14 protein-coding genes are annotated in these 12,865 nt (G+C 68.8%); 7 read left to right on the forward strand and 7 right to left on the reverse strand.

Annotated elements, in window-relative coordinates; genetic code table 11:
- Window positions 1-5: 5 nt before the first annotated feature.
- The gene (locus ABD378_RS28020) at window positions 6-557 is read right to left on the reverse strand and encodes a DUF2269 domain-containing protein (RefSeq protein WP_344525061.1); all 552 of its coding nucleotides are present in this window, start codon (window positions 555-557) and stop codon (window positions 6-8) included.
- Between the two features lie 76 nt (window positions 558-633).
- Here ABD378_RS28020 and ABD378_RS28025 point away from each other — a divergent pair, with 76 nt between their 5' ends.
- Together ABD378_RS28025 and ABD378_RS28030 are read left to right on the forward strand one after the other, a co-directional pair.
- Window positions 634-1,266, forward strand: coding sequence for an HAD family hydrolase (locus ABD378_RS28025; RefSeq protein WP_344525063.1), 633 nt, complete (start codon window positions 634-636; stop codon window positions 1,264-1,266).
- Between the two features lie 393 nt (window positions 1,267-1,659).
- A complete protein-coding gene (locus ABD378_RS28030; RefSeq protein WP_344525065.1) occupies window positions 1,660-3,216 on the forward strand; it encodes a globin domain-containing protein in 1,557 nt (518 codons plus the stop codon).
- A gap of 48 nt (window positions 3,217-3,264) precedes the next feature.
- Here ABD378_RS28030 and ABD378_RS28035 read toward each other — a convergent pair whose 3' ends face one another.
- From ABD378_RS28035 to ABD378_RS28055, 5 genes are all read right to left on the reverse strand, one after another.
- Complete coding sequence (locus tag ABD378_RS28035; protein ID WP_344525067.1) at window positions 3,265-3,747, reverse strand: NUDIX domain-containing protein; 483 nt, start codon at window positions 3,745-3,747, stop codon at window positions 3,265-3,267.
- Window positions 3,748-3,806: 59 nt separating this feature from the next.
- A complete protein-coding gene (locus ABD378_RS28040; protein WP_344525069.1) occupies window positions 3,807-4,712 on the reverse strand; it encodes a LysR family transcriptional regulator in 906 nt (301 codons plus the stop codon).
- Between the two features lie 226 nt (window positions 4,713-4,938).
- Complete coding sequence (locus ABD378_RS28045; RefSeq protein ID WP_344525071.1) at window positions 4,939-6,168, reverse strand: cystathionine gamma-lyase; 1,230 nt, start codon at window positions 6,166-6,168, stop codon at window positions 4,939-4,941.
- Complete coding sequence (locus ABD378_RS28050; RefSeq protein ID WP_344525073.1) at window positions 6,165-6,662, reverse strand: low molecular weight protein-tyrosine-phosphatase; 498 nt, start codon at window positions 6,660-6,662, stop codon at window positions 6,165-6,167. Before ABD378_RS28050 ends, ABD378_RS28045 begins: the two co-directional genes overlap by 4 nt.
- A gap of 9 nt (window positions 6,663-6,671) precedes the next feature.
- Window positions 6,672-7,052 (reverse strand): phage holin family protein, encoded by a 381-nt coding sequence (locus ABD378_RS28055; protein ID WP_344525075.1) that lies wholly within the window; start codon window positions 7,050-7,052, stop codon window positions 6,672-6,674.
- A gap of 71 nt (window positions 7,053-7,123) precedes the next feature.
- On the opposite strand from ABD378_RS28055, the gene ABD378_RS28060 reads away from it, so the two are divergent.
- The 4 genes from ABD378_RS28060 to ABD378_RS28075 all read left to right on the forward strand — a co-directional run bounded on the left by ABD378_RS28060 (window position 7,124) and on the right by ABD378_RS28075 (window position 9,354).
- Entirely contained in the window at window positions 7,124-7,441 is a 318-nt protein-coding gene (locus tag ABD378_RS28060; protein WP_160506069.1) for a cupin domain-containing protein, read from the forward strand.
- 137 nt (window positions 7,442-7,578) lie between these two features.
- A complete protein-coding gene (locus ABD378_RS28065) occupies window positions 7,579-7,800 on the forward strand; it encodes a DUF5326 family protein (RefSeq protein WP_160506068.1) in 222 nt (73 codons plus the stop codon).
- A 287-nt stretch (window positions 7,801-8,087) separates the two neighbouring features.
- Entirely contained in the window at window positions 8,088-8,813 is a 726-nt protein-coding gene (locus ABD378_RS28070) for an IclR family transcriptional regulator (RefSeq protein WP_344525141.1), read from the forward strand.
- 103 nt (window positions 8,814-8,916) lie between these two features.
- Window positions 8,917-9,354, forward strand: coding sequence for an SsgA family sporulation/cell division regulator (locus tag ABD378_RS28075; protein ID WP_344525078.1), 438 nt, complete (start codon window positions 8,917-8,919; stop codon window positions 9,352-9,354).
- Window positions 9,355-9,415: 61 nt separating this feature from the next.
- Here ABD378_RS28075 and ABD378_RS28080 read toward each other — a convergent pair whose 3' ends face one another.
- Entirely contained in the window at window positions 9,416-10,810 is a 1,395-nt protein-coding gene (locus tag ABD378_RS28080; protein WP_344525080.1) for a YibE/F family protein, read from the reverse strand.
- A 219-nt stretch (window positions 10,811-11,029) separates the two neighbouring features.
- Between ABD378_RS28080 and thiC the strand changes: the two genes are divergently transcribed.
- Complete coding sequence (thiC, locus tag ABD378_RS28085) at window positions 11,030-12,847, forward strand: phosphomethylpyrimidine synthase ThiC (RefSeq protein WP_344525082.1); 1,818 nt, start codon at window positions 11,030-11,032, stop codon at window positions 12,845-12,847.
- The last annotated feature ends 18 nt before the right edge of the window (window positions 12,848-12,865 follow it).

A 12,865-nucleotide genomic window follows, 5' to 3' on the forward strand; every position in this document is an offset into this window, starting at 1 on the left:
TCGGCTCAGGCTGTCTGACGCATGTCCTCGGCGTCCACCGGTTTGTGGGCAGAAGCACGTCGGTTCTGCCCACGTTGCTTCCGGCCACGGCGGGTCAGGCCCCAGGGCTTGAGCACCGAGAGAACCGTCATGAAGAGGTAGGCGCTCAGGGAGACGATGGGACCGGCGATCAGATCGGTCGGATCCGTCACCGGGGCACCCGCGGACACGGTGGCGACCGTGTCGTTGATGCCCGGACGCAGCGCGAACGCCGACGCGGCCGTGGTGGCCAGTGTCAGCCAGAACTTCGTGTAGACCCAGCGGTGCTTGGCGAGCCCCCAAGGCGTTCCGAGGGACAGCAGCAGACCGCTCAGCAGTGTGAGCAGTGCGAGCGGCAGCACCAGCCAGTCCGCGAAGAGCTTCATGGAGCGGGCGGCGGCCTCGATGACCGAGGCGGAATCCGTGGTGATGGCCGCGAAGGCAAGCGCGAGCAGGCCGAGCGTGAGCCCGAGCCAGCCTGCGGCGGCGATGACATGGACGACGAGGGTGGCCCGGCGAGCGGGGCGGCTTAGTTTCACGTGAAACACGGTGCCGGGAGCGGCGGCTGAAGGCGTCTGACAGCGGGAGTAACCGTGGGTACTAGCCTCGGCGTACATGGCACGCCTTCACCTCTTCGACCTGGACGGAACGCTGCTGTACGGCACGGCGGCTCCCGTGGAGATCTCGCGCCAGCTCGGTCTCGACGCGGAGATCGCGGAGCTGGAACGGGATTTCGTTGCACGACGGATCGACTCGCCCCAGTACGCGGAGCGTGTGCACGCCCTGTGGGCAGAGCTCACGGACACGCAGGTGACGGCGGCCTTCGAGGGGGCGCCGTGGCTGATGGGGATCCGGGAAACCTGGGCCGAGATCCGGGAGAGCGGTGACTACTGCGCGGTGATCTCGCTGTCGCCGTCGTTCTTCGTGGAGCGGCTGCTCGCCTGGGGTGCGCATGCCGCGCACGGTTCGCGTTTCCCCTCCGTGCCGTTCACCGAGCCGGTGAATCCGAGGGGCATTCTCAACGCCGCGGCCAAGGTGAAGATCGCGAACCGGCTCTGTGAAGAGTTCGGGGTGGGGCGGTCCGATTGCATCGCTTATGGCGACTCGCTCTCGGACCTGGAGCTGTTCGGAGCGGTACCTGTTTCGGTCGCTGTCAATGCGGATCAGCGGCTGGTCGGGCTCGCTACCCACTCTTATGTCGGGCGGGATCTGCGTAAGGCGTATGAATTGGTGCGTGGCGCCGGGTAATTGGGGCAATTGGCGGGCGCGAGCCGCTGAATTCCCGGTGAAGGGCGGCGGGACTTGTGCGCCGGACGGCTGCCGGTATGGTCGAGTCCGGTTCGGGCCGGGTGCATCTCAGCGCACCCCTGGGGGGCACGGGCGGAAGTCAACGCAGCCTAACGGGGCGAAGAGATCGAAGACCTGAACTTTCCGTTACGCGACCGGCGTGACGGTGAGGGATGGGACGCTGCGGGTGAGATGACTGCGGGCAATGTCACATTTGCTACCTACTTGTCCGTAGGGTCCGGTAATCCGGTTCAATGTGGCCACATTGGCTGCCGAGGCAGAGCGGGGAAAGTAAGCGGCTTCCTACTGGGAAGTGCATGGACCGACTGAGAGATGTTCGAGGCGAGGCACAGCATGGACGCTCCGACCACCACGTCGGCGGGCAACGGCACTTCCGGCGACAGCGGCGGTGGAGGCGGCTGGTTCACCCCACGCAAGGCGCCGAAGCCGGCGGAGGGCGGCGAGCAGACACAGCCCGAGGGCAGTGAGCCCGAGGCGGCCGAAGGCCGTCGCGTGTCGGCCATACGTCCCGTGGGCAGGCCCGGTGCGGCTGCGTCCACGTCCGCTCCCGAGGCCCGGCCCACTCCGGAAGCTCGATCCGCTCCGGAGGCCCGACCTGCTCCAGAAGCCCGGCCCACGCCGGAACCCGAGCGCGCGGCCGAGGAACGAATACCGGCAGCCCGGCAAGCAGCGGAACCGGCGCCCACGCAGGTCGCGGCGCAGAGCGCCCCCCAGGCCCCGGCATCACACCCCGAGCCGCGCTCCGAGCGCGTACCGGAACCACGACAGCCCTCCCCCAAGGGTTCCCCGGACGCGATCCGCGTCCAGCGCACGATGGCCGAAATAGGCCCGGTCGCCGACAAGGTGACCTCGTACTTCTACGCGCTGCTCTTCACCAGGCACCCCGACCTGCGCCCCCTGTTCCCCGCCGCGATGGACACCCAGCGCGACCGGCTCCTCAAGGCGCTGCTGACCGCGGCCGAGCACATCGACCACACCGACGTGCTCACCGCGTATCTGAAGAACCTCGGCCGCGGACACCGCAAGTACGGCACCCAGCCCGAGCACTACCCGGCCGTCGGTGAGTGTCTGATCGGCTCGCTCAGCCGGTACGCGAGCGCGGTCTGGGACGAGGAGACCGAGGCCGCCTGGGTCCGGACGTACACGACGATCTCCCAGATCATGATCGACGCGGCTGCCGCGGATGAACTGCGCGCCCCCGCCTGGTGGTTCGCCGAGGTCGTCTCGCACGACCTCAGAACGCCTGACATCGCTGTCGTCACCGTCCGCCCCGACCAGCCCTACCCCTTCCTGGCAGGCCAGTACACGAGCCTGGAGACGCCCTGGTGGCCGCGGATCTGGCGGCACTACTCGTTCGCGTCGGCACCGCGCTCCGACGGACTGCTCTCGTTCCATGTGAAGGCCGTCCCCGCGGGCTGGGTCTCCAACGCCCTGGTGCACCACGCACGGCCGGGTGACGTCCTGCGTCTCGGCGCCCCCGCCGGATCGATGACCGTCGACCACACCACCGACAGCGGCTTGCTCTGTCTGGGCGGCGGCACCGGCATCGCCCCCATCAAGGCGCTCGTCGAGGACGTCGCCGAGCACGGGGAACGGCGCCCGGTCGAGGTCTTCTACGGCGCCCGCACCGACCACGACCTGTACGACATCGACACGATGATGCGCCTCCAGCAGACCCACCCGTGGCTATCGGTCCGCCCGGTCGTCGACGATCACGCGCAATTCCCGGACGCCGTGCGCGAGTACGGCCCCTGGAACGAGTACGACGCCTACCTCTCGGGCCCGCCGGGCATGATCCGCAGCGGCGTGGACGCGCTGCGGGACGTCGGCATCCCGGCCGGACGGATCCGCCACGACTCCGTCGAGGAACTGGTGGCGGCGGGCGACTGAGTCTCGCCCGGGCGGAAGCAGACCCGGATCAGCCCGGATCAGCCCGGATCACCCCAGATCAGGGGCGTGCATCGCGCGTACGCCCTCGATGTTGCCGTCCAGGTAGTGCCGCAGCGACAGCGGTACGAGATGGACCGAGGCGATGCCGACCCGGGTGAAGGGCACGTGGACGATCTCGTACTCGCCGCACGGCTCCTCCATCTCGGGGCCGTGCCGCAGTGAGATGTCCATGGACTCAAGGCGGCAGACGAAGAAGTGCTGCACTTTGACGCCGGTCGCGCCGCCGTCCTCGCCGATGTGCTCGACGGTGTCCACGAAACAGGGCACCACGTCGGAGATCTTGGCGCCGAGCTCCTCGTGCACCTCACGATGGAGCGCGTCGACGACGGTCGCGTCCTCCGGCTCCACGCCGCCACCGGGGGTGAGCCAGTAGGGATCGACGCCGGGCTTGGTCCGCTTGATCAGGATCAGGTCATTGCCATCGAGCAGGACGGCGCGGGCGGTGCGCTTGACCACGGGGCGAACGGTCATGGGAGGAATGTGGCCCGGACTGTTCCACGTGAAACATCGTGAACCAGCCGGAGTCCTGCTCAAGCCCAGTCGACGGCAGCGCGCAGCAGCCACTCGTGCGCCCGCGCGATGTGCGGCATCGCGAGCGTGCCGGTGCGTACGACGAGGAAATACGTGCGCAGCGGGGGCACCGCGGGGTCCAGCAGGGCCACGACCTCGCCACGCTTCAGAGCGGGCGCACAGAGATAGCGCGGCAGCACGGCGACCCCCGCCCCGGCGGCGACGCAGGCGAGCACCGCCCGTAAGTCCGGCACAATGACGGCGCCCGATGCGGCCGGACGGGTGTCGAAGACGGCGGCCCAGTAGCGGGCGACCAGCGGCAGCGACTCGTGCACCTCCACCACCGGCAGGTTCTCGAGCGCGGATGCGCCCTTGCGGCGCAGCTTGCCGGGGCCGATTCGAGCGGCCCAGCCCGGGCCCGCGACCAGGACGTGCTCCTCGTCGCAGAGCGGCGTCGCGGTGAGCAGTGCGCCGCGAGGCCGGGCCGTGGTGATCGCCAGGTCGTGGTGCCCGGCCGAGAGCCCTTCGAGGACCTCCTCCGCGTTGCCGAACGAGGCGCGCAGCGCGAAGCCCTGTCCGTCCTGCCCGGTCAGCGTGGTGAGAGCGGGTAACGCGCGGGCCGCGGTGAACTCCGGAGGCCCCGCGAGGTGGAGGGTGCGTACCGAAGAGTCCTCTTCGAGCCCCGTCTCGGCGATCTCCACCAGGGCGTCGAGATGCGGCGCCGCCTTGTGGGCGAGCTCGTCCCCGATGGTCGTGGGGGTCACACCACGAGCCTGGCGCAGGAACAGGGGGCGGCCCAACTGCCGCTCAAGGGTGCGTATCTGTGAGGTCACGGCGGGCTGTGAGAGACCGAGCAGGGCGGCCGCGCGCGTGAAGGAGCCGGACCGGTGCACGGTCACGAATGTGCGCAGCAGGGCCAGATCCACGGCGGCGCCCTCCCCTCCCGGCCCTCGGACCGCGCCCAACTATAAATATGTCGATAGGCCTCTGTCGCTACTGTGATTGGACACTGACACACAGTCAACTAGCCTTGTTGGCGCGGTTCTTCGCGCGCAGAACCGGGACGGTCCGAGCCACGAGGGGGGAGGCTCGGACCGTTCGTTGTGCGTAGCCCGGTACTAGCCGGAGACGGTCCGCGCGCACGCAGGGCCGTCAGTCCGAGGACTCGTCCAGCGCGCGCAGCACGTCCGCGACCAGGTCATCGGGGTCCTCGGATCCGGCGGAGAGGCGGATGAAGCCCTCCGCGACGGCGTCCCCGCCCCAGCGGCCACGCCGTTCCGCGGTGGAACGCACGCCACCAAAACTCGTCGCGTCGTCCACCAGACGCAGCGCGTCCAGGAAACGGTCGGCCTGCGCGCGTGAGGGCAGCGTGAAGGAGACCACGCACCCGAAGCGCCGCATCTGCTGCGAGGCGATCTTGTACGAGGGGTCGTCCGGCAGTCCCGGATAGCGAAGCCCGGTCACTTCGTCGCGGCCGCGCAGCGCTTCGGCCAGGGCCAGGGCGTTGGCGTTCTGGCGGTCGGCGCGCAGCTGGAGCGTGGCGAGCGAGCGATGCGCCAGCCAGGCCTCCATCGGCCCCGGGATCGCCCCGACGATCTTGCGCCAACGCCGCACGGAGGCGGTCAACTCGGCGTCGCGGCAGGCAACGTACCCGAGGAGGATGTCGCCGTGGCCGGTGAGCATCTTGGTGCCGCTGGCCACGGAGAAGTCCGCGCCGAGCTCAAGGGGGCGCTGGCCGAGCGGTGTGGCCAGGGTGTTGTCGACCGCCACCAGGGCTCCACGCGCGTGTGCCGCGTCGGCGAGGCGTCGCACGTCGCACACGTCGAGGCCCGGGTTCGACGGCGTCTCGATCCACAGCAGCTTGGCGCCGTCCAGGACGTCGAGCTGGGCGTCGCCGCCGGTGGGGGCGGTGCGCACCTCGATGCCGTACGCGGTGAGCTGCTCCCTGACCAGGGGCAGCGCCTGATAGCCGTCGTCCGGCAGGACCACCGTGTCACCGGCGCGCAGCTGCGAGAAGAGCACCGCCGAGATGGCGGCCATCCCGGAGGCGAAGACCAGGGTCTCGACGCCTGTTCCGGTGCCCCCGTCACTCCCCTCGCCCGGCGCCTCGCCCGACGTCTCGTCCGGCGCCTCGAGCTCGCCGATGGCCTGCTCGAGAAGCGTCCAGGTCGGGTTGTCGTCCCGTCCATAGGTGTACGGCCCGGTGGGGTCGCCCGGCAGGTGGAAGTGGGCGGCGAACACCGGGCCCGGGAGGGTCGGCTCGTGCTTCACGGGCTCGGGGAGGCCGGCCCGCACCGCTCTCGTGCCGTCGCCCATCCCGGTGCCCGCTCCCGCACCGGTACCTGCGCCAGTGCCTGCGGATATCGCTGCGGAGTCCGTCATGCCGCCCGCCTTTCCCTTGCTTCACGTACGGCGTCGAGCAGACCGTCGCTCGCCGCCTCCACCATTCTCAGGCACGTGTCGAACCCGTCGTCGTCCCCGTAGTACGGGTCGGGGACGTCCAGGTCGCCCAGTCCGGCGGCCACGGGGTCGTACGAGCGCAGCAGCCGCACCTTCTCCGCGTCGGCCGGTGTCGGCGCGAGGCGGCGCAGGGTCCGGTGGTGGCCGGAGTCCAGGGCGATCACCAGGTCGAGCCGGGAGAACCAGGAGACCTGGAAACGGCGCACCACGTGATCGCTCTCGTATCCGGCCGCCTCCAGGACGGAGAGGGTGCGCGGGTCGGCACCGTCCCCCTCGTGCCAGCCGTCGGTGCCCGCACTGTCGACCAGGACGATGCCGCCCAGCCCGGCCTCGTCGACCCGGGCGCGGAAGACGGATTCGGCCATGGGGGACCGGCAGATGTTGCCGGTGCAGACGAAGCACACGGAGAAGGCCATGGGGCGGGCTCAGTCCTTGTCGTCGGGCAGGACGACGTTCATCGCCCAGGACACGACCGAGATGATCAGGCCGCCCAGGACGGCGGTCCAGAACCCCTCGACGTGGAAGCTCACGTCGAACTTGTCGGCAAGCCACGAGGTCAGCAGCAGCATCAGCGCGTTGACCACGAGCGTGATCAGCCCGAGGGTCAGGATGAACAGCGGGAAGGTGAGCACCTTCACGATCGGCTTGACCAGGAAGTTCACCAGGCCGAAGAGCAGCGCGACGACGATCAGCGTGAGCGTCTTCTTGCCCGTGTTGTCGCCGGTCAGGGTGATCTTGTCGAGGAGCCACACGGCGACGGCCAGGGCCGCCGCGTTGGCGATCGTCTTGACTACGAAATTCTTCATGTGTCTGATCGTTGCAGACGGACGGCCAGAGCGGTCGGCTCGCGAGCTGGGGCAAGGGGCGTACGAGGACGATGAAGGCATTCCGGCTGGATGAACTGGAGACGGAGCGCGCCGCGAACGATGGCGCGTACCTGCAGTTTCTGCGCGAGCGGAACATGTCGGTCGGGCTGTACGCGCTCGACGCCGGCGAGTCCGACCCGCAGCAGCCTCACCAGCAGGACGAGGTGTACATGATCGTCAGCGGCCGGGCGTCGATCACGGTCGGTATGGAGACGACCCAAGTCGCGCGCGGCAGCGTCGTGTACGTGCCGGCCGGGGTCGCCCACAAGTTCCACCACATCAGCGAGGACCTGCGGGTGCTCGTCGTCTTCTCCCCGCCGGAGGGCTGACTTCTCAGGGCTTCGACCTCGGGGTTCCCTAGGGGACGGATCAGGGGAGGACAAGGGATGCGAGGCCCCCGTCGGGCCCTCCGCCGCCCTAGCATCGAATGCAAGAAGCAGGACAGATGCGGAGAGAGGTAAGGACGATGGCAGCGCAGGAGATCTTCTCGGGATTGCCGTGGTGGGTGAAGTGGATCGCGGTGCCGGTCATCGCCCTGGTCGTGTTCGGCGGTTTGATAGCGACCGTTGTGGGATTCGTGGTCGGCCTGTTGTTCAAGGCACTGATTTTCGTGGCACTGGTGGGTGGACTCATCTACGTCGTACGGAAGTTCATATCCGGGTCGACCTCTTCGCGCAGCGATTGGTGACTTCTCGCAACAGTTCGCTCGGGTGGGGGAAGTTTCCTGGTGCGGTGCCTTAGACCGGTGGCCAACGGTTAGAGTCCGAAAACCGACGCGGGGTGATCCCCGCGCGCGGGCGCACCGCGCTCCCACCCGTGTATCCCGGGCACGGGCGGAACCCCCACGCGTTTCGGGAGTGAACCTTGGCCACGGTTGACGCCACACACGCCGACATCTCGTCCAACGACCCCTCGCCCGGGGCATCGCCGACCGTCACGGCGTCAACTGCCGTCGCGCCGACCCTCATTGGCTCGGTGCAGCGGGCGATGCGGTTGCTGGAAGCGGCCTCCGCGCATCAGGAGGGCGCGCCCGCCAAGCAGTTGGCCCGAGAGGCCGGGCTCGCGCTGCCCACGGCGTATCACCTGCTGCGCACGCTGACGCACGAGGGCTATCTGCGCAGGGACAAGGGCGTGTTCGTGCTCGGCGAGGCGGCCGAGCGGCTGAGCGCGAGCGGGGCGCAGCAGAATCGTCGCGGCATGATCGGCGAGGCCCTGGCGCACTGGCGCGACGCCATCGGCGTGCCGGTGTATTTCGCCGTCTACCGCGAGGGCGAGATCGAGGTCGTGGCCGTCGCGGACACGCCGGGGAATCCGGCTGTGGAGGAGTGGGCCGACTTCCGCGAGACAGGACACGCCCATGCGATCGGGCAGTGTCTGCTCGCCCAACTCGACGACGAGCAGCGGCAGGACCACATCTCCCGGTATCCGGTGCAGTCGATCACTCGGTACTCGGTCCGTGATGACCGGAGTCTCATGCGCCGCCTGGACGGGATGGGCCGGATGAAGCCCGTGGTGGAGCGGCAGGAGTACGCGCTGGGGACGGTCTGCGCCGCTATTCCGATCACTGCGGGTAACACTGCGGCGACCATGGCGATTTCCGTTCCCTCCTATCAGGCAGATCGACTACTGCCCGCGGCAGAGCGGTTGCAGAATGAGATCGGAAAGCTACTAGGGACACTTGCTTTCTCTATCAGCATCTGAAAACTCACTCCTTGTGATCTGATGTGCACGTTAAGCAAGATGCCATGAGTGTCAGGGAGTTGGTTCCTGGCCAGTCGAGCTTTAGCGACGGGGTAGGCGGGCGATGCGCGAGTCGGTCCAGGCAGAGGTCATGATGAGCTTCCTAGTCTCCGAGGAGTTGTCGTTTCGCATCCCGGTGGAGCTGCGCTATGACACCGGTGATCCCTACGCCGTCCGGCTGACCTTCCATCTCCCCGGCGACGCCCCGGTGACCTGGGCCTTCGGGCGCGAGCTGCTGGTCGACGGGGTGGGCGGGGCGTGCGGCGACGGGGATGTGCACATCGCACCCACCGATCCCGAGCTGCTCGACGAGGTGCTCATCAGGCTTCAGGTCGGTGGGGACCACGCGCTGTTCCGGGTCGGGATCCCGCCCCTGCTCGCCTTCCTGGACCGTACGGACAAGCTGGTTCCGCTGGGGCAGGAGCGGGCGCTCGCCGACTTCGAGACGCACCTGGACGAAGCGTTGGACCGGATCCTCGCCGAGGAGCAGAGCGCGGGTTGACCTCCGCGAGCCAAGGGGCACAGCCGTACGGCAGATTGGTGCATTTCGTGGCATCGGCCGCTCAGGCCTTGCGGCGTCGGCCCTTTCCGCCACGGCTCTGCTTGGCGGCCGGGGTGGCGCCGCTTCCCGGGTGGCCCGCGCCCGGGCGGCCCGTGCTTGCCGTCCGGCCCGCAGGGGTCGCCCGGTCGGCCGAGACCACCAGGGCCGCGAGCGCGGTCGTCACCGGCACCGAGGCGACAAGGCCGATCGAGCCGACCAGGGTGCGCACGATCTCCTCGGCCACCAGCTCGCTGTTGGCCACCGTGCCCACGCTGCTCTGTGCGATCGAGAAGAGCAGCAGCAGGGGCAGCGCGGCGCCCGCGTAGGCCAGGACCAGGGTGTTGACGACCGAGGCGATGTGGTCGCGGCCGATGCGGATGGCCGCGCCGTACAGACCGCGCCAGCCCATCGTGGGGTTGGCCTGGTGCAGTTCCCAGACCGCGGAGGTCTGCGTGACCGTCACGTCGTCGAGCACGCCGAGCGAGCCGATGATGACGCCGGCGAGCAGCAGACCGCTCATGTCGATGTCCGGATAGAGGCCGTGGATCAGGCCGGTGTTGTCGTCCGTGTTGCCGGTCAGCGAGGCCCAGCCGATGAAGAGCGAGCCGAGCAGCCCGATGAGGAGCAGCGAGATCAGCGTGCCGAGGACCGCGACCGACGTACGCGCCGTGAGGCCGTGGCACAGATAGAGCGCGATCAGCATGATGGCGCTGGCCCCGATCACCGCCACGACCAGCGGGTTCGAGCCCTGCAGGATCGCGGGCAGGATGAAGAACGTCAGGACCAGGAAGCTCAACGCCAGGGCGATCAGGGCCATGAGGCCGCGCAGCCGTCCCACCACGACGACGGCGAGCGCGAAGATCCCGGCGAGCAGCGCCATGGGGAACTTCCGGTTCACATCGATGACCGAGTACTGCAGCGCCTCGGGTGCCGTGGGCTCGTAGGCGACCACCACCTGCTGGTCCTGCTTCAACTGTCGCGGTGAGTCCGGCTGGACGATCTCGGTGAACGTGCGGCCCTTGTCCTTGCCGCTGGTCACCTCGACCGTCGCCTTCCCGCAGGTGCCCTTCGCGCGGGACTGCGCGGACTGCCCCTCGGCGGTGGAGGTGTCGCCGTTCGGCGGGGTCTGCGAGGCGTTCACTTCCTTGCAGGGAAGCTCCTGCACCTTCGTCACCTCGGCCGACTGGGTCTGCCGGTCGAAGCCGACGCCGGTGCGCTCGTGGCCCGGTGCGCCACCGGGCCAGAACACCGCGAGCCCCACGACCACGGCCGTGGCGAAAGGAATCAGCACGGCGGCGATGACCTTGCGCAGATGCTTGGAAACGGGCGCGGCCGGACCGTGGCTGTGGGAGTGCCCGTGCGGGTCCGGAGGCACGTTCGGGACGGGCGGCTGGGACGGCGGCTCTGTGGTGGTCACTGCCCGATCATCGCAAGAACGGAGGGGGCCCTCTGTTCAGCGCGCCCGATAGGACGCTAGCGTGGAGCCACCTTTGCAATCGCGGGAGCTCGGAGCACCGGGCTGAGAGGGCGCTGACCTCCGTACGAAGCGGCACAAAAAGTGCACGAGCCGTACGGAATTCGCTGCGTCGACCGCCGAACCTGTTACCGGGTAATGCCGGCGTAGGGAGTAGGTCTCATGACCACAGCGGACGCACGCACGCCTGCCTCCAGCAGCGACGAGAACGACGCGCACGACGAGAACGTCGAGGGCACAGTCGCCGCGGAGGCCGGGAAGTCCATCGGCTGGCACAAGGCGTACGTCGAGGGCTCACGCCCCGACCTGCGGGTGCCGGTCCGACAGGTGCACCTCACCAACGGCAAGGCCGTGACCCTGTACGACACTTCGGGGCCGTACACCGACGAGTCCATCGACACCGACGTCCGCAGGGGTCTCGCACCCCTGCGCGAGAACTGGATCATCGCCCGCGGCGACACCGAGGAGTACACGGGCCGCCCGCCCCGTCCCGAGGACGACGGCATCAAGCACACCTCGCCGCGCGGAGGCCTGAAGAACCTCGACGCGGTCTTCCCCGGCCGTCCGCGTCAGCCGCGCCGGGGCCGTGGGGGCCAGGCGGTGACGCAGCTCGCGTACGCCCGCCGCGGCGAGATCACGCCGGAGATGGAGTTCATCGGGATCCGCGAGAACCTCGACCCCGAGGTCGTGCGCGCGGAGGTCGCCGCGGGCCGCGCGGTCATCCCCGCCAACGTCAACCACCCGGAGATCGAGCCGATGATCATCGGCAAGAAGTTCCTGGTGAAGGTCAACGCCAACATCGGCAACTCCGCGGTCACCTCCTCCATCGAGGAGGAGGTGGACAAGATGACCTGGGCGACCAAGTGGGGCGCCGACACGGTCATGGACCTGTCCACCGGGCGCAACATCCACACCACCCGCGAGTGGGTCCTGCGCAACTCCCCCGTCCCCATCGGGACCGTGCCGCTCTACCAGGCCCTGGAGAAGGTCGACGGCCAGGCCGAGGCGCTGACCTGGGAGATCTACAAGGACACGGTCATCGAGCAGGCCGAGCAGGGCGTGGACTACATGACGGTGCACGCGGGCGTGCGCCTTCCGTACGTTCCGCTGACCGCCAACCGCAAGACCGGCATCGTCTCGCGCGGCGGCTCGATCATGGCGGCCTGGTGTCTCGCGCACCACAAGGAGAGCTTCCTCTACGAGAACTTCGAGGAGCTCTGCGAGATCCTCGCGTCGTACGACGTGACGTACTCCCTCGGCGACGGTCTGCGCCCCGGGTCGATCGCGGACGCCAACGACGAGGCGCAGTTCGCCGAGTTGCGCACCCTCGGGGAACTCAACACGATCGCCAAGCGTCATAACGTACAGACCATGATCGAGGGCCCGGGACACGTCCCGATGCACAAGATCAAGGAGAACATCGACCTTCAGCAGGAGATCTGCGAGGAGGCGCCGTTCTACACGCTCGGCCCGCTGACCACGGACATCGCGCCCGCGTACGACCACATCACCTCCGGCATCGGCGCCGCGATGATCGGCTGGTGGGGCACGGCGATGCTCTGCTACGTCACGCCCAAGGAGCACCTGGGCCTGCCCAACCGCGACGACGTGAAGACCGGTGTCATCACGTACAAGATCGCGGCCCACGCGGCGGACCTCGCCAAGGGGCACCCGGGCGCGCAGGACTGGGACGACGCGCTCTCGGACGCGCGCTTCGAGTTCCGCTGGGAGGACCAGTTCAACCTGGCCCTCGACCCGGTCACGGCCCGGGAGTTCCACGACGAGACGCTGCCGGCGGAGCCCGCGAAGACGGCGCACTTCTGCTCGATGTGCGGGCCGAAGTTCTGCAGCATGAAGATCTCGCACGACATCCGGCGTGAGCACGGCGGTACGCAGGAGGAGATCGCGGCGGGCATGGACCAGAAGTCCAAGGAGTTCGCGGCAGCCGGAAACCGCGTGTACCTCCCCATCGCCGACTGACCGGCGCTACCGCGCGGC

The organism is Streptomyces rectiviolaceus (assembly GCF_039533825.1).
GTDB classification, from domain to species: Bacteria; Actinomycetota; Actinomycetes; order Streptomycetales; family Streptomycetaceae; genus Streptomyces; species Streptomyces rectiviolaceus.